The sequence below is a fragment of the Streptococcus sp. W151 genome (genome assembly GCF_053010205.1).
Window position 1 is genome coordinate 47,572 of sequence record NZ_JBRKNT010000007.1, and the last position, 22,099, is coordinate 69,670.

The following is a 22,099-nucleotide window of genomic DNA, read 5'->3' on the forward strand; positions in this document are numbered from 1 at the left end:
TCTAGTCCAGAATGTTCTGAATTTTGAAGGTACAAAAGAGTGCTGGAGTTTCTTCCAGCACTCTTTTAATTATGAATTGGGGTCATCGAGACTACGGCCATGCAAACCTTTTTCCCGTTGCACTTGGCGTAGTTTCTCAGGTGTCACATCATTTCCTTCTTCATCCACAATTTTGATTCCTTCGATGTGGTGACGAACGGAACGACGATAACCCTCAATGTATTCTTCGCGAAGTTTTGCTTGTTCCACTGCTTCTTCTGGCGTCAAACCTTCTGTTTTTTTCTTTTTAGCAAGCTCATTGATCCGAGCAATTTTTTCAGGTGTCATAATAAGACCCACTTTCTACCTGCCATCAGGTTATTATTTTGTGTTCAATTGGTTAAAGGCTGCAACAGCATTGGCTTTAGACACTAGACCTGCAAGAAGGGCCAAACGGTTGTTTTTAACAGCTTCATCCTCTGCCATTACCATCGTGTTGTCAAAGAAGGCATCGATGACTGGACTAAGAGCAAAGAGCTGTGCCAATTTATCACTAGCTGAACCAGTCAATTCTAATTCTTCAATCGCCTTAGCAAGGGCCTTTTCTTGATCATTTTCAAAGAGACTAGCATCGACTGCTACTGAAGCATCTGCTTTTTCTGCCAAGTTGAAGGCACGTGAGAGTGATTCAACAGCTGCCTTATAGCCATCCGTCTTAGCAGCTTCTGAGAGAGCATCTGCTGCTTCCAGCATATCTGCTACGATAAAGTTTGAACCAGCAAGTACAGCTTCCTTGATGTCTTTAGATGTGCGTCCCATCATCTTGTCCACACGCGCCTTGATGAAGTTAAGTACTTCTGCTTGATTGTCATAAGAAAGACTAGCAAATGAAAGAGCGTAAAGGCTGTCGATCAACTCATCCATAGGGATGTGCCAACCAAAGGCATCCAAGATACGAACAATTCCTTGTGTTGCACGACGAAGCGCATAAGGGTCGTTTGAACCTGATGGAATCAAGCCAACAGAGAAGAAGGAAAGGAGGGTATCTAATTTATCTGCAAGCGCAAGGATAGCACCAACCTTAGTCTCTGGAAGGGCTCCATCTGCTGAATCAGGAAGGTAGTGCTCACGGATAGCTGTCGCTACTGCAAGATCCTCACCAGCAAGGAGGGCGTATTTTTCACCCATGATTCCTTGCAATTCATCGAACTCTCCGACCATACCCGTCAAGAGGTCAAATTTGTAGATTTCAGCTGCACGAGCTACGGCTGCCCTTTCTTCAGCAGTCAAACCAGCTTGTTCAGCTAGTGATGCTGCAATGACACCGGCACGAGCCATGTGTTCTGAAAGGGAACCAATTTTTTCATGGAAAGTCACGTGTGCCAATTTAGCAACCAGGTCTTCAATCTTGAGTTTTTGGTCTTCACGCCAGAAGAATTCACCATCTTCTAGACGGGCCACCAAGACTTTTTCATTTCCTCGAACAACATTTTCCAAGTGCTCGGCGTTACCGTTACGGACTGAGATGAAGTTTGGTTTCAACTTACCATCAAGGTCACGTACAACAAAGTAACGTTGGTGGGTTTCCATTGAGGTCACCAAGACTTCTTCTGGAACGTCCAAATATTTAGTGTCAAAGCTTCCCATAAAGGCTGTAGGGTATTCCACCAAGTTCAAGACTTCGTTCAAAAGTCCTTCTTCGATTTGGACTCGAACACTTTGTTCTGCTTCGATAGCCTTGATTTGCTCACGAATCATGTTTTCACGCTCTTTGCTGTCTGCAATGACGTAAACGGTACGAAGGTCTTCTTCGTACGAATCCGCATTGGTAATTTCCACTTCATGTCCAAGGAAACGGTGTCCGCGACTCACACGACCTGAATGGATATCCAAGAAGTCGAGGTCAAGCGCTTCATCACCCAAAAGGACAATCAAGGTATGAACTGGGCGAATGTATTCAAAGGTGTTGTTAGCCCAGTGCATGCTTACAGGGAAAGTCAATGAAGCAAGTACTTCTGGAACGCCAGCCAAGACTTCTTTGGCAGGCTTTCCAGCTTCATGTTTCGTCACGTAAACGTATTCTTCACCCTTAACTTCACGGAATTCGATGTCATCTACAGTCAAGCCTTTTCCACGTACAAAGCCTTGCGCTGCTTTTGAGAAGTTTCCATCAGCATCCAAGGCGATTTTCTTAGAAGGTCCTTTAAAATCTTCAGTCAAATCCGATTGTTGATCAGCCAAGCCAAGTACACGGACGGCCAAACGGCGTGGTGTTGAGAAGGTTTGAATGCTTTCGTATGAAAGACGGTTGTCATCCAAGAAGGCTGCCATTTTCTCACCGAGTTGTTTTTCACTTGGTGTGACAACGTAGGCTGGCAACTCTTCAAGTCCAAGTTCTACTAGTAAGTTTTTTGTCATGTTTTTTCCTTTACAAAATTCTTTTTTTGATAGGCACCTTAGGTACTGGGGACGTTGCTAACTAACTTTGTGAGGCTGTATGGAAATCTGGTGTCTCCTTGACATAGATTTCCAACAGTCTCATCAAAGTGGATTTAGCTAACTGATTTTTGAACCTAACGTTTCAACAATCCCCATATACCAGTACGGCGGCGCCTATCCCTTTAGCAAGTCTTCGACTTGCCTCTGGGTAGCCATGTGGGCTCACTTTGTTTGCCCATTTTCCATTCTTGTAACGCTTATTCTTCCTCTTCTGCTAGGAGTTTTGCGCGTGTGGCTTCGTCAAGAAGTGGGTAACCAAGTTTCTTACGTTCTGCGACGAAGGTTTTGGCTACGACACGGGCCAAGTTACGGATGCGGGCAATGTAACCGGCACGTTCTGTAACGGATACTGCTCCACGAGCGTCAAGCAAGTTGAAGGTGTGTGAACATTTCAAAACGTAGTCATAGGCAGGGTGAACCAGACCCAATTCCAAAGCACGTCCTGCTTCTTTTTCAAATTTTTCGAAGTTTTCAAGAAGCATGTCTTGGTCAGAAACTTCAAAGCTGTATTTTGAGTGTTCGTATTCTGGTTGAAGGAAGATTTCTCCGTATTTAACGCCTGGAGCCCACTCAATATCGTAAACAGAATCTACTTCTTGGATGTAAGAAGCCAAACGTTCCAAACCGTAAGTGACCTCAGAAGTTACCGGACCAGTTGCCAATCCACCAACTTGTTGGAAGTAGGTAAACTGAGTGATTTCCATACCGTCAAGCCACACTTCCCAACCAAGACCAGCTGAACCAGTTGATGGGTTTTCCCAGTTGTCTTCAACGAAACGAATATCGTGTTCCAAAGGATCGATGCCCAATTTTTCCAATGACTCAAGGTAGAGCTCTTGGATGTTTGATGGAGAAGGTTTCATAACCACTTGGAATTGGTGGTGCTGGTAAAGACGGTTTGGGTTTTCCCCATAACGTCCATCAGCTGGACGACGAGATGGCTCTACATAAGCCGCATTCCATGGTTCCGGACCAATGGCACGAAGGAAGGTGTAAGGACTCATAGTTCCCGCACCTTTTTCGTTATCATAAGCCTGCATGAGCATACAACCCTGGTCATTCCAGTATTGTTGCAAAGTCAAAATAATTTCTTGAAATGTTAATTTCTTAGACATTGAATACTCCTTGATTAAAAACGATTTCTTGCGACACGAGTCTGCCTCGTCGATCGTACGAGGCAAGACGAGTTAGTACTGCGTTTAGCTCAGGCACCCTAGTGCTGAGCGCGGGGCAGTCCGACTGTAAGGAGGTCTCTGCCACTGACACAGTGAAATGTTAATTTCTTAGACATTGAATACTCCTTCATTTTATCTTTGTGACTCAGAATACAAAAAGAACCGTGTCTTCACTCCTAAGTCATTTGACCTAGGGGCGTCAAAAACGCGGTTCCACCCTAATTTATTACTTCATTTTATTTTACTTTACTCAACTTTTGCTGATAGAAAGCGCCACTTGCCTACTTTGCTCTACTTGGCTTTCACTATCCCAAGCTCGCTAGAAAAACGCCATAAGCCCTTCTTTCTTGACTAGTATTATAGCAAATTTTTAGGTACTTGTAAATAAAAATCCATCTGAAACAAATGTTTCAGATGGATTCTAGGCTAACAAACTATTTTGTTTTTCTTATGGACGTTTTGCAGCTTTTGGTTTTTTACCATGAAGTTTTTTCTTGGCATTTTTCAAGGCTGTCAAAGCATCTTTTACATCTTGTTGGCTTGCTCCTGGATTTGAAAGGATGGTTTGTGCATCCTTGAAGGCTGCTAGGTAAGCTTCTTTTTCTTCATTTCCAGCATAGATGAATTTAGCATTCTTTTCTTGGAACTTCAATTCTTCCTTGATGTATTTTTTAAGGCTTGAAAAATCAGTTGCTTTCCCGTTTAATTTTCCTTCCGCACGGCTAAGCTCAGCAAGTGCTTGATTGATTTGTTCTTGTTTCACAGTTGGATCAACTGCAAGCAAGGCCACTGTTTGGAAAGCGCGATCGTAGTCTCGACGTACTTTTTCTTTGGCATTAGCATAACGACCCGTTTTAGTCGTAGCATCATAAGCTTGCATGGCTTCTTTCAAAGCCGCAACGTTTGAGTCTTTCCCATCCAAAGCTTGGCTAGCAGCTTCAAAACTAGCTAGAGCTTGGTTGACTTGCTCTTGACTAACCTTGTTGGTCAAGGCTGCTTGGGCCGCTTGTAAGGCTTGATCATAGGCTTCCTTCTTATCCGCACTGGCATTGAAGTATTGAGCTGTCTTTGTAACATCTGCTTGGTTGTTTAAAGCAGCCAAGAGATCCACTTTCGAGATCACTCCAATACGATAATTGTTATTGCGCCCTGCGACAACTGAGATCACTGGTGCTTCCTCAGCTAGTTCATAGCCTGTAGGAAGGGTTGCAACTAAGGTATATTGACCAGTTGCGACAGATTTCCCAAAGCCATTTTTTCCATATTTTTCAGCAGGCAATACAAAGTTTTCACCTTCAGCACCTTTTAATACGATCGTAGCTGCTTTTGAAACCGGTTGATCAAAGCTGATGCTAACTGGTGCATATTCTAAAGTATTGGCAAGAAAAGCGATCGTTTGGAAACTATTCTCTTCTGTCAAATCAAATTCTTGCGTCAAGCTGCTGACAAATTTCACTTCCGTACGATCATACGTAAAGATTTCTGCAGTGTAATGACCGAAGTTTAAGAAGTTAATATCTTTTGTCTTGTCAACTGATACATATTGACCATTGCTATCTTTGATTCGGTAAACATACATAGTATCCAAATCTTTGTTCGTTTTAGCGTCACGAACAGCAATTTGAACCCGACCACTATTTTGATCCCGAACTAAATCAGCTAGTGAAACATAGTCTACATTCCCCGCAAAGTCCTCTACGTAGTAGTAGATATTCTTCTTATCGATGTTTTCAGGAAGATCGAAGCTACCATCTTCATTGGCCTTGATCACATGGTAATTTTCAAGCGCACGAGTACCATTCTTATCTTCACTGGTTTGGACCATCGTTCCTTGTTCATCAAATGGTGTGACATAAACTAGTTTTTCTGTCAAGATACCGCCTTCACCAACATCTTTGGCTTTACGTGCAACAAACTGTTGTGCTCCGTCTTTAAAGCGAATATAGCCAGATGTAATCACTGGTTTTTGAGTATCAACCCGAACCTTGAAGGTCGTTGATTGCTCCTCAGCTCCAGGAACCATTGGGGTGTAACGGATGACATAATCATATAGACCATCTGCTACCGCATTTCCATTCGCATCAATACCATTCCAAGCAGTATTATCTAATGTGTAGCTGCGTGGATTCTTTTGGTCACCGTTGAAGAAGTTCTTACGATGGTCAGATGGCGTTCCTTCCCACAATGGATTTTTATGTTCCATATCACTTGCTGCGTAGACACTTGCACGAAGATTTTCAATGTTTCGAAGCGCAACCGTTTTGTATTCGACGAAATCTTTATTTCCATCTTCATTTGGTGAAATGGCAATGCGAACATTTCCGTTTTCATCTAGTTGAAGGGTGTGAGTTCCTTCTGCATTTTCGTCAATACCAAGGACTGTAATCCGACGACCGTCTCGTTTTCCTTGAGTGAGAAGGAAGTCATTTTGCTGAGTGACGAGTGCAGAAACATTCGCACTAGAAGAGATATTCAAATCTTTTGGAATATGGTAGTAGAATCCATCTTTTCCTTCGCGAACCAAATCATAGACTGGCTTTTCAACAGCGGGAAGATTTTGGAATTCTCCCTTGAAGCCCATAAATGGCAAGCTGACCACATCTCCATCATCAGCCGGATCAACAAAGCGAACAAATCCTTCAAGGAAATAGCCGTTTGGCATTTCTTTGCTCAATTCTTCTGTGAATTTACTTGTATCGACTTTCACCGTAACTGTTTCAGAACTATGAGCTTTCACAGTTACTTCAGGCCAAGCTGTTTCAGTCAATTTACGTGGACGGAGGGTAAATTTACCATCTTTTACTTCATCTGTGTCAGTATTCACCAACATTTTCAAGGTACGATCGGTATCTGAAATATTGTGAACCGTCACATCAAATGTAAAGCTATCTCCAACATTACCAAGAGTGACGCTTGGATAGTTGTTTTCACCGGTCACATACAAGTCGGTTGAAACGGCTGCTGCTGTATCGACCACCCCTGCTCCTTGTTGGCGTGGTGAAGTATAAGCACCCGTTTCTTTGTTAACGTGTGGTTTAGCCGTAGACATGATCAAGGCTTTCACTGTTTCAGAAACTTGTTCTGGAGTCAATTCTGGATGGTTCTTCACAAGGTATTCTTTAACCAAGGCTGCAACACCTGCTACGTGAGGTGAAGCCATACTAGTACCACTCATATCCCCATAGGTATTGTCATTTAAAGAAGAGAAGATGTTCCCACCAGGTGCTGTGACATCTGGTTTTAACTGACCATCTGTTGTTACACCCCAGCTTGAGAAATCAGACAATTGGTCTGCTTCTGGAGATGGACGGTTGGCCATGGTATTGTTAAAGACAACTTTGTAAGATCCAGCTTTAAGAGCTTCCCCATAGCGTTTTGAAATGAAGACAGATGGAATTTTCTTAGCATCCCCATCAATTGACATTCCAAGGTTTGATCCTTCCACATTATTGTAGACCAAAGCCCCTACTGCACCATGATGGAGGGCATTAGCAATTTTTTCTGTGAATGGGATTTCTCCACGTTGAATAAGCGCTAATTTACCAGTAAGATCTAGATCTTTGAAATCATCTTCTTTCCCAAGACCAACAGATACATACTCATATTCTTTGCCTTTTTCAAAGTCTGTATCTGTTGCAGATTTACTGTAGTCAAACTTCCCGTTATCTAATTCTGCATTTCCTTCAAGGCCTTTGACTTCAAAAACTTCTGTGGTAATGATTTTATTGTTGATAGAAGCAACAGAGATGGAGTCCTCTACTGTTGAAGGATTTCCGACCAAGCCGTAATCTGGATTTTCTGCAGCTGGTCTTGAATAACCATTCCCAAAAGTATTGCTATTTCCTGCAGAGATTAGGACAGATACACCTTTAGCACGCGCCCGTTTGATGGCATCAAGGATATCTGAACCTGCGTTGACCATAGAACCAGTAGAAGATCCCAGACTCATATTGATGGTATCTGCACCAAGAGCTACAGCATCATCAATTGCTTTTACATAAAGGGCAGAACCAGTTGTTTTTTGACGATCTGAAAAGACACGCATAAACATAACTTGCGCTTCTGGTGCTACACCATAGATCTTTTCTCCGTTTCCTGCTGCTTTATCAGGATTCCCTGTCGCAATCCCTGTAACGTGCATCCCGTGAGAATCTCTTTCGGCCTCTTTAATATTGTCAGTGCCATCAAAATAGTCATAAGCATAGACAACTTTGTCGTTGTACCATTTACCATAATCAATTCCTGCTGCTTTCTTAGCAGCTTCGATTTCTTCTTGGTTTTTAAACTTAGCTTTTGAAGGATCGGTAATCCGAAGAACCTCGTGGTTCACATCCAAGCCAGAGTCGATGACGGCGACAACCATCCCTTCCCCTTTGTAGCCTTGCTTCCAGGTTTGTGGAACAGTAATAATTTCGTCACTTTCGATGCTTTGAGGTTTTTCAGCCGCCTCATGGCGATTCGTTGTTTCCGAACTTGTCGCAGTAGCCACTACTGTTGCTTTTTCAACAGGTTTTTCCGCTACTTCCGGTTTTGTTTCTGGACCAGCAGCTACCTCTTTCGGTGCTTCTGTTTTTTCAACTACAGCTGCTTCTGCTGTATTACTTGTCTTTTCAGCAACTGTTGCTTCATTTGCAACTGCTACTTTCTCACTAGCAACTGCTGTACTTGCTTCTGTTGCTTGTGAATATTCTTTCTCAGCAGGTGTCTGTTGAGTAGTTGCTACAAGTTGTGTTCCAGCACTCGTTTGGCTCGCTGCTTGTTCTTCTGCACTCGCTTGTGCAGATCCAAATACCAAAACAGCCCCTAATAAAACCGAGGCTACACCAAATTTGTATTTTCTTAATGAAAAACGTTCTTGTCTATTCATAGAAACTCCCCTTTTATTTTAATAGTAACTATTATAACGCAAAATTATCTGAAAATTCATTCAAAAAACAAATTGTAACACAAATGTAACATTTACGAATATTACTAACTATTAACTTATTTTCGTTCGGAATTTTTTGAAGTTGAACAGGAAAATATTATAGAACATCTGTTTTTGTTGGAGTCTTGAAATTATTTCATAAATGAAAGGATTTTAAAAACCGAGAACGAAACTGTCCTCGGTTTTCATTAATGAATAGAAATTCTCTTTTAAAAATCTTTGGTGTCCGGATCTGGTGCACCTGCTTCAACCGGAAGATGGCGCAGGAGTTCCACATCATCTGCCGCCAATTCAAAATCAAAGCAATTTAGATTACTCGCAATCCGCTCAGGCGTAACCGATTTTGGCAATGGAAGGAAGCCTTCTTGTAAACTCCAAGCTAAGGCTAGTTGAGCAACGGTCTTTCCATATTTAGTAGCCATTTCTTTTACTTGTTCATTTTGGAACAACTCCCCTTGGCCAAAAGGTCCCCAAGCCTCTAGTAAGATACCATGCTTGCGACTTGCAGCAATGGCTTCGCTTTGGTAAACCCCAGGTGCTAGACGAATTTGGTTCACAGCCGGGATGACCCGAGCTGTTTCAAGGAGTGCTTCCAAATGATGAGGAAGAAAATTGCTAATGCCAATAGCCCGAACCTTACCAGTAGCTAGCATATCTTCCATGGCTCGCCAAACCTCAGCGTTTCGCACTTTCCAAGCATCATTTTCTCGAAGGGGTTTTGGATTTGGCCAATGAATCAAATAAAGATCGACATAGTCCAAACCCAGTTTCTCAAGAGACTCGTCCAAAGCAGCTTGAGCATCTTCATAGGTGTGATGAGTATTCCAAAGTTTGGTGGTAATAAACAAGTCTTCGCGTTTAAGACCACTATCCTTGATCGCCCGACCAACGCTCTCTTCATTTTGATAAATCGCAGCTGTATCGATATGCCGGTAACCTGCTTTTAAAGCAGCTAAAACAGCCTGATAGGCCTCTTCTCCATCCGCTGCTTTCCAAGTTCCAAATCCCAATACAGGAATCTCCACCCCATTATTTAAACGATAATGATTCATTTTTTCTTTCCTTTCTTCGATTTCGGTTTCTTAGGCCCTCGAAGCTTGAGCTCTGGCTTAAAAATATTTTTCTTGGTTGGCTCCATCTTCTTGCTATAAAAACTATAAACTAAGAACGCCCCACCAACGATCACAATAAAAATATTTTTTCTTACAATACCATAAAGCAAGAAAAAAATTCCCATCAATAAAAAACGTATATCAATTGCCTTCATAAGCTACCTCACATTTCAATTCCCATTATAGCATGAAAAGACAGCATTCACAAAATTGCACTACCAATGGTAAACAAAAAAGCTCCTACATACTGATCCCCCCTATGAATACATCACAAAAACCTCTCTAGGTATGACCTAGAGAGGTTTGTTCTATCTTCGATTCTTGAATCTAGTTCATTGCTTGGTAACGTTTGACCCCATCGAGATAGGTCGCCACCAGATCCAAATTTTGATCAAGCACAATGAAGTCCGCATCATAACCTTTTCGAATTTGACCACAAACATCATCAATATGGACTGATTTTGCCGGATTGAGACTAGCCATCATCACTGCTTCGTAAGGGTTGGCAATCCCCCACTCTACAACATTTTTTAATCCATCTTTCAATTTCAAGATTGAGCCAGCCAGATTACCAGTTGATTTCAAGCGAGCAGTCCCTTCAGCGACCACGACTGGAAATTCCCCAAGCATGTAGTCCCCGTCTTCTAATCCCCCAGCTGTCATACAGTCAGTAATCAAAGCAACATTTTCTTTTCCTTTTTGTTTCATCAGGATATCACAAGCTAGCGGATCAACGTGATGGCCATCACAGATCAACTCTGCTGTAGTATGAGGCAACTCATACATAGCTCCAACCATACCGAGTTCACGGTGAGTCAAACCACGCATACCATTATAGGCATGTACCCAGACACTCGCACCTGCATCAACCGCTTTTTTAGCTTCTTCAAAAGTAGCATTGGAGTGTCCCAGGGCGACTGTCACTCCTTCTCCTGTAATGGTCCGAACAAAGTCTTCTACCCCTCCACGCTCAGGAGCAAGGGCAATCTTATTCAACAGACCATTAGCCGCTTTTTGCCAAGCACGGAATTCTTCCATACTTGGATCTTTCATATAAGCTGGATTTTGAGCTCCCTTGTATTTTTCTGTAAAATAAGGTCCTTCAAAATAAATACCGCGAATCTTAGCGCCTGTTGCTTCTTTGTATCGTGCACCAATATTTTCAGTTACCGCCAAAAGTTGTTCGTAAGAGGAAGTCAAAGTCGTAGGCAAAAAGCTTGTGACCCCGGTACTCAAGAGACCTTCACTCATGGTATGGAGAGTGCCTTCGATATTATTATCCATAACATCTACTCCACCAAAACCGTGAATATGGGTATCCACCAAGCCTGGAGCAATACTGTAACCTGAATAATCCAGCACATCTGCTCCTTCTGGTAAACTTTCCACATGTTTTCCAAACTTGCCATCGACGAGCTCCAAATAACCTCCACGGCGAACCCCATGTGGATAATAGAATTGATCTGCTTTAATATATGTAGACATAAAATCGTCCTTTCCATTGTAGGAACTGTGTTCCATTTATATTCATACATATTATATCGCTTTCACTTCCATTTGTAAATGGTCTAGACCTATTTTTAGATAGAATCATATAAAAACAGAGCAAGCTTCCTACTTACTCTGTTTGACATTCATTAAATTTGCTCGATTTGTACTTTTTCAGCTAGATTCATGGCATGGTCTGCAACACGTGTATAGTGAGAAATGATATCAATAAAGTTCACTCCGGCTTGTGGCGTACATTCACCTTGGTTCAAACGACGAATATGAGTTTTCCGAAGTCTTTTCTCCAACTTTTCAATTGCCTCGTGACGTACTACCAGTTGGTTTGCAAGACTCACATCATTGTTCTCAACAGTTTTCAAGGCATCAACTACAAATTGATGGGTTTGGTTGTAAATATCCTCCAATTCAGCTAAGGCTGCTTCTGAAAAAACGACTTTCTTTCGAATTAAATAATCGGTCAGATTGATCAAGGCTTCCGCGTGGTCCCCAATCCGCTCCAAATCCCGCGAGGAGTCTAAGATATTGGTGAGAACTTCACTTTCTCTAGGACTCAAGGCTTCACTCGACAAACGAATCAAGTAACGAGTCAAATCGTCATCAATGGTGTTAATTGCTTCTTCTGTCTTATGACCTTTTTCAGCTGTTTTTTCATTTTGGTGAACAATATAATCATAAGACAGATTAAAAGCTTTGTCTGCATATCCACCTAAATGGAGCAACTCTTTTTTCGCATTTCCTAGAGCAATCGAAGGCGCTTGACTGATCAAGTTTTCATCCAAATAGAGCGGTTCATATTTGACCACCTCATCCTCACCAGGAATCAGTTTGGTTACAAAGTATGCCAAAGCTCCAATGAATGGGAACTGGATGATGGTATTGGTTATATTAAAGGTTCCGTGAGCAAAGGCTATGGTCATTTCTGGAGACAAATGAAGAGTCGTTTCAAACCATTGAATCAAAGATGTAAACGGAACAAGGAAGACAAGACAGATAATGGTTCCGATAACATTAAAGGCTACATGGGCACCCGCCACACGTTTGGCCGCAATATTCGCTCCCAAGGAAGCAATGATAGCTGTAATGGTCGTTCCGATATTATCACCAAAGAGAACTGGGAGGGCCCCTTTCAGGTCAATCAAATGACTAGCATAGAGATTTTGCAAGATACCAATGGTTGCAGAAGAGGCCTGAATCAAAAGTGTTAAGCCTGATCCGACAAAGACACCCAAGATAGGACTTTTACTTAACTGCACCATATAGTCACGAAAGACTTGCAAATCTTTAAGAGGTTCCATAGCCCCACTCATCAAGTTGAGGGCAAAGAAGATACCACCGACACCAAAAACGATTCGTCCAACATTATTAACCAAACGATTTTTGGTAAAGAAGAGACAAACCGCTCCAATAAAGAGCATGGGAAGAGCGTAGTCTCCTAATTTAAAACCAATGATAAAGGAGGTAATAGTCGTTCCAATATTGGCCCCCATAACAATACCAATAGCTTGACGGAGAGTTAGAAGTCCTGCACTCACCAGACCGACCGTAATCACTGTAACCCCTGAACTCGACTGAATCAAGGCAGTCATCCCAATCCCTACTAGAACCCCTAGAAAGGGATTACTCGTATATTTATCAATATAGTATCGAAGTCGATCTCCTGCAGCCTGTTGCAAGCCTTCTCCCATGGTTTTAATACTATAGAGAAAGAGACCCAGGCCTCCCAAAAAGTTAAATACAATTTCCTGCCAGTTAATCGACATGTTCATTCCTCCAAATTTGAGATCAGAAATAAAACTCCTCTCCTATTGTAAAGGATAATTTCCAATCACACAAGAGATTTCTGTAAATTTCTACAATTTTTTGAAACCGTTTTTCCTTTTGGCTCTATTTTTCTGTATGGAGAGACAAAAAAAGAGAGAGTAGGACAGAAATCGGTCATTCGTTAGAATTCGATTTCGTCGTCCCACCTCTGCACAGTTGAGTAGGACTGTAAAAGCTGATGAAATCAGCGTAGTAGAGCCCACTCAACCACTGCGTCTTGCTCGACAATCCAAAAACAATTAAGAGGCTAGGACTTTTGTCCCAACCCCTCTAGTCTTTATTCAAATTGCGCAACATGGCATCAATTTTATTTCCATACTCGATGGATTCATCTTTCACAAAAGTGAGATCCGGAATTTTGTACAATTTTAAATTCCGACCTAATTCACGTTTGATGGTTCCTGTTGCTTTTTCAAGCCCTGTTTGAGCTTTTTGATTGTCAGAAGCCAGGTCACTCATAATCGAATAATAGACCTTTGCCATAGACAAATCGCCTAGCATTTGAACATCCGTGATGGTCACGCCTTGAACACGCGGATCACGAACTTTCTTTTGTAAAATCTCATTGACTTCACGCTTGATTTCCATCCCTACTCGATCTGTCCGAAAATGACTTGCCATAGGAACTCCTTTCTGCTTTGTGTTTAAAAACTAGGAAATCAGAGAAAAGTCCTCTTTTTTCCTAGTCAGCCTCTTATTTTTTAATTTCTTCCATGATGTAGGCTTCAATGGTATCATCTGTCTTGATATCATTGTAGCCTTCAATCATCAATCCACCTTCACGACCGTTGGTCACTTCTTTGACATCATCTTTGAAGTGTTTCAAGCTTGCAAGAGCACCGTCATAGATCACGACACCGTCACGAATGACACGAACCTTGGAATCACGAGTGACCTTACCACTGAGGACCATAAATCCACCGATGGTACCCACTTTAGAGACCTTAAAGGTTTCACGAATAACCGCTTCCCCGATAACCTTCTCTTCAAACTCAGGATCCAACATTCCTTTCATCGCATCTTCCATTTCTTCAATCACTTTGTAGATGATTGAGTGAAGACGGATTTCCACCTCATCAGCTTCGGCTTGTTGACGAGCTTGTGGCGTAGGGCGGACGTTAAATCCAACGATAAAGGCATTAGATGCTTCCGCAAGAGTGACATCTGACTCATTAATGGCACCAACTGCTGAGTGAACGATGGTCACTTTCACACCTTCCACTTCAATCTTTTGAAGGGAAGCAGCAAGAGCTTCAACCGAACCTTGTACATCTGCCTTGATAATAACATTAACAGATTTCACTTCCCCAGCCTTCAAGGTATCAAAGAGGTTTTCAAGGCTGACGCGATTCGTTGCTTGACGTTGTTTCATCAAAGCACGTTTGGCACGTTCTTCACCCGCTGCACGCGCAGATTTTTCATCTTCATAAACCGCGAAGTGGTCACCCGCCATTGGAGCTTCGTTCAAACCAGTGATAGAAACCGGAGTAGATGGACCTGCTACCTTCACACGACGTCCGAGGTCATTAGTCATGGCACGGACACGTCCAAAGGTATTTCCGACAACGATTGGGTCTTGGACGTTCAAAGTACCTTGTTGAACAAGGAGGGTTGCCACCGCACCTTTTCCTTTATCCAAACGGGCTTCGATAACGGTACCAATAGCACGGACTGTTGGGTCTGCCTTGAGTTCTTGGATTTCAGCAACAAGAAGAACCGTTTCCAACAACTCATCGATGTTTTGGTTGAACTTGGCTGAAATTTCTACGAATTCAGAGTCTCCACCCCAGGCAGTTGACATAACCCCATGTTCAGCCAATTCACCGATGACACGCTCTGGGTTGGCACCTGGTTTATCAATCTTGTTAATAGCCACAATGATTGGAACATTGGCAGCTTTTGAGTGGTTGATGGCTTCGATTGTTTGAGGCATCACCCCGTCATCTGCCGCTACGACCAAGATGGTAATATCGGTAACAGATGCACCACGTGCCCGCATAGAGGTAAAGGCCGCGTGTCCTGGTGTATCCAAGAAGGTAATCTTCTTGCCATTTTCAACGATTTGGTAGGCACCGATGTGCTGAGTGATCCCACCAGCTTCACCTGTCGCCACACGGGAGTTACGAAGGGTATCCAAAAGGGTTGTCTTACCATGGTCAACGTGTCCCATGATAGTGACAACTGGTGGACGTTCTACTAACTCATCTTCGTTGAGATAACCATCTTCCACGAAGAAACGTTCGATATCGGCATTGTCCACTTCAACCTTTTTCTTGGCTTCAATTCCATAATCCACCATCAAGAGTTCAATCGTATCTCCATCCAGCGATTGGTTTTGAGTCGCCATGACTCCCATCATAAAGAGTTTCTTGACGATTTCAGCCGGTTCACGTTTAATGCGTTTTGCGATTTCTGCAACCGTCATTCCATCCGTATACTCAAATTCACTTGGTAATTCATGGAATTTACGCTCTGTTACTGGTTTTGGAGCATCATTGCGGTTGTTCTTTCCTTTTTTATTTTTCTTATTGTTATTCCAGTTACTATTTCTCTGATTTCTCACTTGATTTTGACTATTTCGATTCCTTTGTTGTTTTCTTGGACCATCTTCTTCACGATCAAAATCATCGCGTTTCTTATCTGGTCGCGCTTGTTTCTTCCGACGTGTATCAACTTGAGCTGGAGCAGCAGCTACAGCTGGTTTTGTATGGTTCTCAACAGCCGGTTCCTGTACAGGTACCTTCACTTCTGGTGCTTCTACACGTTTCTGGCGCTGTTGACGTTCTTGTTCTGCTTTTGCAGCTTGTTGTTTGTAGCGATCTTCACTTCCACGTGCGTACTCGGCATTTTGTTCAGCTTTCAGTGCTGTTGCACGCGCTTTGAAATCAATTTTTTGTGCTACTTGGGGTTGAGCACTACGTCTTTGATCTGGTCTATTATTTCGACGATCTGTACGTTGATTTCGTTGTTCATTTCGCTCTTGTGGTCGTTGATTTCGGTTATCACCATAACGCTGATTGTCTTTGCGATCGCGTTTTGGACGATTGTCTTGTTGTTTTCTACGCTCAGCCTGCTCTTTTGCACGCGCTTCTCGTTCCGCTTTGAAGTTACGACTCTTTGGTTTAGCAGCTGGTGTTACTGATTTTGTCTCAGTTACCTCTTCTTTCTTTACAGGTGCTGCTTCTTTTTTCGCTGCGACAGCCGTTGTCTTGGCAGCCACTTCTGCTACTTTCTTTTCGACTGTTTCTTTTTTCGCTGCAAAGCTCTTGATCAGCTTTTCAGCAACATCAGTATCGACACTAGATGCATGACTCTTGACGTCAAAACCTAATTCTTTCGCACGAGTGACGACTTCCTTACTTTCCTTGCCCAATTCTTTGGCAATTTCGTATAATCTTTTCTTAGACAATTGCTGTCCTCCTCTTCTATTCCATAAGAGACCTCATTTTCTTTGAAAATCCAGCATCTACAACAGCGACGACCTTACGGGCACGTCCAATTGCAGTGCTTAATTCTAGTGTTGAAAACACGGTAGATACTTGAACCTCATAATAGTGACCCTTATCTGTCACCTTTTTTGTCAGGTTACTAGCTGCATCATTTGCCAGAAAAACTAATTTTGCTTTTTCTTCCTGGATTGCTTTGATCACGAGTTCTTCTCCAGAAATGAGTTTTCCTGCTCTTTGCGCCAAGCCCAACAAATTACTTATCTTTTGCTTATTCAAGGCCTAACTCTCTTCTCTTCACCTTATGATCTACATAAGCGATCAATTCATCATAGAAAGCTTCTTCCACTTCCATATTAAAGCTACGATTGAAAACTTTCTTTTTCTTAGCAAGTGCCGCTTCTTCATTGTCTAGCTTGATGTAAGCACCTCGACCATTGGCTTTGCCAGTTGGATCGATAAAGACTTGTCCTTCTTTATTTTTGACAATCCGGAGCAAATCGCGCTTATCAATAATTTCATTTGAAACGACAGATTTTCTTAAAGGGATTTTTCTTGTTTTTACCATTTTCCCTCCCTCTCTTAATCGACTTGCTCTTCGCCACTTTCTACTTGGTCTTCAAAAGTTTCTTGAGCTGCTTCCATTTCTTCAAACTCACTAGCAGATTTGATATCGATGCGGTAACCAGTCAAATGAGCCGCTAAACGAACGTTTTGACCACGACGACCGATGGCAAGAGATAACTTGTTATCAGGGACCACAACGAGAGCATGTTTGCTATCTTCATCATCAAAAATAACTTGGTCTACTTCTGCAGGAGCGATTGCATTGTAGATAAATTCAGCTGGATCTGGAACCCACTCGATGACATCGATATTTTCTTCTGTCGGAACCATACGGTCTAATTTTTGATCATATCGAGCTGGGTGGAATTTGCTGGTAATCTTTTTAATGTTCGATCCACCACGACCAACGATCGTTCCAATCGCGTCTACGTTTGGATTATGGCTACGAACCGCAACTTTTGTACGATCTCCAGCTTCGCGCGCGACACTCATAATCTCAACAGTACCATCATAAACTTCAGGAATTTCTTGTTCCATCAAACGTTTGATCATTTCAGGATGGCTCCGACTAACAAAGACATTGACGCCACGAGGGTTATCTTCTACCTTGTAGACAAAAACTTCGATCCGATCATGGGATTGGAAGACTTCTCCTGGAATTTGGTCTTGTTTAGATAATTGTGCTTCGATCGAACCAAGATTGACATAGATAAAACGATTGTCAAAGCGCTCCACCGTTCCACTCATGATTTCATTTTCATGTTCTTTATAAGTGTTATAGGTGATAGTGCGCGTTTGCTTACGCATTTTTTCCATGATGGTTTGTTTGGCAGATTGAGCTGCTACACGACCAAATTCAGCTGGTGCTTCTTCAAATTTGATCTTGTCACCTAACTCATAAGCAGAGCTAATGGCCAAGGCATCCTTCAAGCTGATTTCTAAACGGCTATCAAAGACTTCATCCACCACTTCACGAACCGTATAAACACGGAAATCTCCAGTTTTTTCATTGAATTCAATCGCTGCACTTTCTGATTGTCCATAACGACGTCGATAAGCTGAACGCAATGATTCTGTGACGGCTTCGATGATATCTTCTTTTTTGATCCCTTTGTCTTCTTCCAAAATGCGGAAGGCTTCTAGCATTTCTTTACTCATGTTTTTCTTGCCTCTTCTATAAAGGCATCCTTTCTTTCATTCTGTTACAATTTTACAGCCAACCTTGCTTTGGACACAAGGTTATAAGGAATATCCACTGTTTTCTTTCGTGTTTTATCCATATACTCAATGGTCAAAACATCCTCTTCAAAACCTACCAGGTTCCCCTCAAATACCTTTTGCTTTTCAACAGCCTTGTACAAGCTGATATTGACGTACTTACCAACAGCTCCCTCGAGTGCTTCCTTGGTTTTCAAAGGTCTCTCCAAGCCAGGACTGGTGACTTCTAAAAAGTACTGTTCTGGAAATGGGTCTGGTTTGATTTGATCCAATAGCGGACTGATGATTTCTGTCAAATCCGCTGTATCATTCAGTGTGATTCCTTCTGGTTTGTCTACGAAAATGCTTAAGACGTAGTCACCACCCATTTTGCCATATTCAACATCAACCAATTCAAATGGTTCCTTTATAGCTGGCTGAATCACTTCTGTTACTAAGTCAACAATCGTTGCGATGGTTGCCACCTCCTCATAGATAAGAGGCGAAGATATTTCCCCGCCTCTCCTTTTCTATTCATTTAATGTATTATAGCACGATTTCCCAATGATTGCAAGGAATATGCTAAAACTGTGCTTCTACACGGTAAATGACCTGGCCTTTACTTGAGAACTTCTTCTCATATTCCGTCATGACATTGCCCTCAAAGTCACTAGCATGAAGGTCTAACCAGACTCCCTTCAAAGTCATTCCATATTGCGAAAAACTCACCAAACTGTATTCAAACAAACCTCGGTTGTCTGTTTTAAAGTGAATCTCCCCATGTTCTGGAAGAATTTGCTTGAAGGTGTCTAGGAAGGTCTTGTAAGTCAAGCGACGCTTCTCATGACGTTTCTTTGGCCATGGATCTGAAAAATTCAGATAGAGCTGATCAATTTCTCCGTCTTCGAAATAGTTAGTCAAGTTATCCCCATCTACCCAAAGTAATTTAATATTAGGAACATCAGCTTCTAAGACCTTATCTAAAGCATAACTTAAGACCGATTTTTGAATATCAATTCCGATGTAGTTGATCTCTGGATTGGCCTTAGCCATCCCAGTAATAAAGGCCCCTTTTCCACTTCCCACTTCAATATGGATGGGGTGGTCATTTCCGAAAATCCCGTGCCATTTTCCCTTAGCATCTTCTGGATTTAGGACCACATATTGTGGATTAGCTTCTAGTAATTCTGTCGCTCCTTTACGATTTCTAACTCTCATATTTCCTTTCCATATTTCAACCGGAAATTGCGCAGAGCATAGATCTCGCGATTGACATTTTCTAAATCATTATTTTCATAGTATTTAGCAATTTGCCACAAGAAGGAGTATTGACCAAACCAATAGAGTTTATCAAACACCTTTTGGTTGTACTTGTAACCATAATAACCTAACCAATCGCGCCAATTGGAATCTGGAATATAGTGACTCAAGATATGCGCCACATCCAACATCCTGTCAGTTAAACGAACGGAATCCCAATCGACTAGATAAATCAAGCCGCTCTCTGTCTCAATCCAGTTACTATGACGGACATCCCCATGGACGATCGTCGCATAATCCTCCCGAAAAGCTGGCACTGTCTTCCGTAAATTCTTTACGACTGATTGGATGTAGTGGTTCTGACGTAGGGCAATTGGCAACCGGTTACTCCAAGAATTGAGTAACTCTAAAGGAGATTCTACCGGATACCCAAGTTTTTTTAATTGGGTCATCAAAGGTCTAGAACGGTGCAATCTCGTTAAAATATTGACCACTTGTTTTTTTGACATTCCATTTGGCGTGAGAATCTCCCCATTCAACCATTCTTGGGCACTCATCACATTTCCATCTGGCAAACGTCGACTCCATAACAATTGAGGAGCAATCTGTTCTTTTGCTAGACCCGCAAGGATTGGGGTCGTATTCATTTTTACAAAAACGCGCCCACCATCTGGGTAGGTCCCCATGTAGGCCTTCCCACTCTTCCCAGGAATTGGGGTGAGGCTTAGCTCTTTTTCATTCGAGTCCATCTTTTCCTCCGTAAAAAGTTTCCAATCTATTTTACTAATTTTAACGACTTTCGTCAACCAAGCGCGCCATCTTAAATGGAAGATAGAGCAGGGTTAAAGCAACTGTATAAGCTAATAAGCCTAGTAACAGGACTTTATCTGATATAAAGACCAGGCCAATTCCCCCTTCTATCACCGTTATCATAACCATTAACAGCTGAATCGTTTTATTTAACCCTGCCTTTTTACTGCCCCTTTTCATCGGGAAAAGAAGGGTCAACGGTTGGTAATCAAAAGCACTATAAAGCCCCAGTAATTGAAAAATAATTAAGTAATTGAGCAAGGCTACAAGCGCAATCACCACTAGAGGTTGAGGAATAAAGATCATGGCAAGAATGGAAAGAGCCAAGAGCCGTAGGGTCATAGAGAAAATATCTCCATTCCGTAGGAAGGAGCGCATATACAAGTGAAGCCAAGTATTCCCATGTGTTTTGGGAAGAAGCCCCAAGAAACCATCTAAATAAGCTCTTCTTTTGACACTGTTGGTAATGCCTTTCACCGTTGTAAACAAGGCAAAAAAGCGAAGAATCAATTGTTTCCTTGCATTCTCACGAGCAATGGCCAAGGTCCAATTCAAATTTCCATCTTGGTAGAAGCGGGCTTCCTTCCAGCTAAAGACAAGCCCTTTAGCTACCCCTAAAATAAATAAGTAAGCCGCTATTCCAAGTGCATTCACCCCCGTTGCAAGAAGAAGGGGAACAAATAATAGAAGGATAACACTTTGAATCAAAAGCCAAAATACAAAAGACTTCCTGACCTGCCCTTTGATATAGTTTTTTACTTCCTCTTCCTTTACCAAAAGGAATAAGGCATCGGGCTTCTCTAGGTAGGTCGAAATGGAGCCGATCGGAGCCAAAAGGAGCAAACCGATCAAGAGACTCCAGCGAATCAAGCTTGTATCTTTGGGTAACTCTTGCAAGAATTGGCTATACTGAACCGACAAAAATCCTATAAAAATCAGCATAAAGAGGACGAAATGATCATTGAGAACATAGCGGCTATATTTTACACATTGAGTTCGAAACGTTTGTTGCCGTTTTTTCATCAACTCTTTCATGCTGTTTCCTCTTCTGTCAAGGTCATGTAGATATCATTTAGACTTGCTTGCTCATCCCCAAAAGTTAAACGCAGCTCATCTAAGGTGCCTTGTGCTCGAACCTGACCCTTGTGGAGGATCACAAAACCATCACACATCTTTTCAGCTGAATCCAGAACGTGGGTACTCATCAAAATTGATTTTCCTTTTGCCTTTTCATCCGCCAACAACTGAATCAAATCTGCAATCGCAACAGGATCCAATCCCAAAAAGGGTTCATCAACAATATAAAGGCTTGGATCTACTGCATAGGCGCAAATAATCATGACCTTCTGCTTCATCCCCTTTGAAAACTGGGTCGGGAACCAATCTAATTTTTCAGCCAAACGGAATCGTTCCAACAAAGGCTGGACGCGCACCATGACCTGATCCATATTTAAATCATAGGCCATAGCTACGGTCTCGATATGCTCTCTCAGGGTTAATTCTTCATAAAGACTCGGGGTTTCTGGAATATAACCAATCTTCTTCCGATATTCAGTTGGAGCTTCTGGCAGACTAAGACCATCAATCCGTACCTCCCCAGCATAAGGATGCAGGAGACCAATAATTTCATTAATCGTGGTTGACTTCCCAGCTCCATTTAGTCCAATCAAACCAATCAGTTGGCCATCCGGAACCGAAAAGCTCACCTCTTTCAGGACAGGGATATTGACATAGCCCCCTGTCAACTTATTGATTTCTAACATATTTTCTCCAATTTCTGGTATAATGTTCTTATAT

17 protein-coding genes and 2 pseudogenes are annotated in these 22,099 nt (G+C 42.2%); all 19 read right to left on the minus strand.

Annotated elements, in window-relative coordinates:
* Window positions 1-69: 69 nt before the first annotated feature.
* The 19 genes and pseudogenes from ACVC7Q_RS09250 to ACVC7Q_RS09340 all read right to left on the minus strand — a co-directional run bounded on the left by ACVC7Q_RS09250 (window position 70) and on the right by ACVC7Q_RS09340 (window position 22,065).
* Window positions 70-327: a DUF896 family protein gene (locus ACVC7Q_RS09250; RefSeq protein WP_003012632.1), complete on the minus strand. Its 258-nt coding sequence runs from the start codon at window positions 325-327 to the stop codon at window positions 70-72.
* A 33-nt stretch (window positions 328-360) separates the two neighbouring features.
* Window positions 361-2,397 carry a glycine--tRNA ligase subunit beta gene (glyS, locus tag ACVC7Q_RS09255; protein ID WP_447265646.1) on the minus strand — a complete coding sequence of 679 codons (2,037 nt, stop codon included), beginning with the start codon at window positions 2,395-2,397 and terminating at the stop codon, window positions 361-363.
* A 278-nt stretch (window positions 2,398-2,675) separates the two neighbouring features.
* The gene (glyQ, locus tag ACVC7Q_RS09260; protein ID WP_049496776.1) at window positions 2,676-3,593 is read right to left on the minus strand and encodes a glycine--tRNA ligase subunit alpha; all 918 of its coding nucleotides are present in this window, start codon (window positions 3,591-3,593) and stop codon (window positions 2,676-2,678) included.
* 508 nt (window positions 3,594-4,101) lie between these two features.
* A complete protein-coding gene (locus ACVC7Q_RS09265; protein WP_447265647.1) occupies window positions 4,102-8,520 on the minus strand; it encodes a S8 family serine peptidase in 4,419 nt (1,472 codons plus the stop codon).
* Between the two features lie 269 nt (window positions 8,521-8,789).
* Window positions 8,790-9,632, minus strand: coding sequence for an aldo/keto reductase (locus tag ACVC7Q_RS09270; protein WP_447265648.1), 843 nt, complete (start codon window positions 9,630-9,632; stop codon window positions 8,790-8,792).
* Window positions 9,629-9,847, minus strand: coding sequence for a hypothetical protein (locus tag ACVC7Q_RS09275; RefSeq protein ID WP_049515157.1), 219 nt, complete (start codon window positions 9,845-9,847; stop codon window positions 9,629-9,631). The genes ACVC7Q_RS09270 and ACVC7Q_RS09275 overlap by 4 nt, the downstream gene beginning before the upstream one ends.
* A 172-nt stretch (window positions 9,848-10,019) precedes the next feature.
* Entirely contained in the window at window positions 10,020-11,177 is a 1,158-nt protein-coding gene (nagA, locus tag ACVC7Q_RS09280) for an N-acetylglucosamine-6-phosphate deacetylase (protein WP_447265649.1), read from the minus strand.
* 152 nt (window positions 11,178-11,329) lie between these two features.
* Entirely contained in the window at window positions 11,330-12,961 is a 1,632-nt protein-coding gene (locus tag ACVC7Q_RS09285) for a Na/Pi cotransporter family protein (RefSeq protein ID WP_447265650.1), read from the minus strand.
* Window positions 12,962-13,292: 331 nt separating this feature from the next.
* Window positions 13,293-13,643, minus strand: coding sequence for a 30S ribosome-binding factor RbfA (gene rbfA, locus ACVC7Q_RS09290; protein WP_009732309.1), 351 nt, complete (start codon window positions 13,641-13,643; stop codon window positions 13,293-13,295).
* A 73-nt stretch (window positions 13,644-13,716) separates the two neighbouring features.
* A pseudogene (infB, locus tag ACVC7Q_RS09295) lies at window positions 13,717-15,711 on the minus strand (translation initiation factor IF-2); the annotation flags it as partial.
* 101 nt (window positions 15,712-15,812) lie between these two features.
* Window positions 15,813-16,431 (minus strand): annotated as a pseudogene (locus ACVC7Q_RS09300) (translation initiation factor IF-2 N-terminal domain-containing protein); the annotation flags it as partial.
* 16 nt (window positions 16,432-16,447) lie between these two features.
* Window positions 16,448-16,747: a YlxQ-related RNA-binding protein gene (locus tag ACVC7Q_RS09305; RefSeq protein WP_003010399.1), complete on the minus strand. Its 300-nt coding sequence runs from the start codon at window positions 16,745-16,747 to the stop codon at window positions 16,448-16,450.
* On the minus strand, window positions 16,740-17,036 hold the full coding sequence (gene rnpM / locus ACVC7Q_RS09310; RefSeq protein ID WP_003010401.1) for an RNase P modulator RnpM: 297 nt from the start codon (window positions 17,034-17,036) through the stop codon (window positions 16,740-16,742). Before rnpM ends, ACVC7Q_RS09305 begins: the two co-directional genes overlap by 8 nt.
* Window positions 17,037-17,050: 14 nt before the next feature.
* On the minus strand, window positions 17,051-18,193 hold the full coding sequence (gene nusA, locus ACVC7Q_RS09315; RefSeq protein WP_003010402.1) for a transcription termination factor NusA: 1,143 nt from the start codon (window positions 18,191-18,193) through the stop codon (window positions 17,051-17,053).
* A 44-nt stretch (window positions 18,194-18,237) separates the two neighbouring features.
* Window positions 18,238-18,717, minus strand: coding sequence for a ribosome maturation factor RimP (rimP, locus tag ACVC7Q_RS09320; RefSeq protein ID WP_003003953.1), 480 nt, complete (start codon window positions 18,715-18,717; stop codon window positions 18,238-18,240).
* 97 nt (window positions 18,718-18,814) lie between these two features.
* Window positions 18,815-19,450, minus strand: coding sequence for a tRNA (guanosine(46)-N7)-methyltransferase TrmB (gene trmB, locus ACVC7Q_RS09325; RefSeq protein WP_447265651.1), 636 nt, complete (start codon window positions 19,448-19,450; stop codon window positions 18,815-18,817).
* Entirely contained in the window at window positions 19,447-20,241 is a 795-nt protein-coding gene (ccrZ, locus tag ACVC7Q_RS09330; RefSeq protein WP_023920250.1) for a cell cycle regulator CcrZ, read from the minus strand. The genes trmB and ccrZ overlap by 4 nt, the downstream gene beginning before the upstream one ends.
* Before the next feature lie 40 nt (window positions 20,242-20,281).
* Window positions 20,282-21,337: an ABC transporter permease gene (locus tag ACVC7Q_RS09335; RefSeq protein WP_447265652.1), complete on the minus strand. Its 1,056-nt coding sequence runs from the start codon at window positions 21,335-21,337 to the stop codon at window positions 20,282-20,284.
* The gene (locus ACVC7Q_RS09340; protein WP_254728491.1) at window positions 21,334-22,065 is read right to left on the minus strand and encodes an ABC transporter ATP-binding protein; all 732 of its coding nucleotides are present in this window, start codon (window positions 22,063-22,065) and stop codon (window positions 21,334-21,336) included. The genes ACVC7Q_RS09335 and ACVC7Q_RS09340 overlap by 4 nt, the downstream gene beginning before the upstream one ends.
* Window positions 22,066-22,099: the final 34 nt, after the last annotated feature.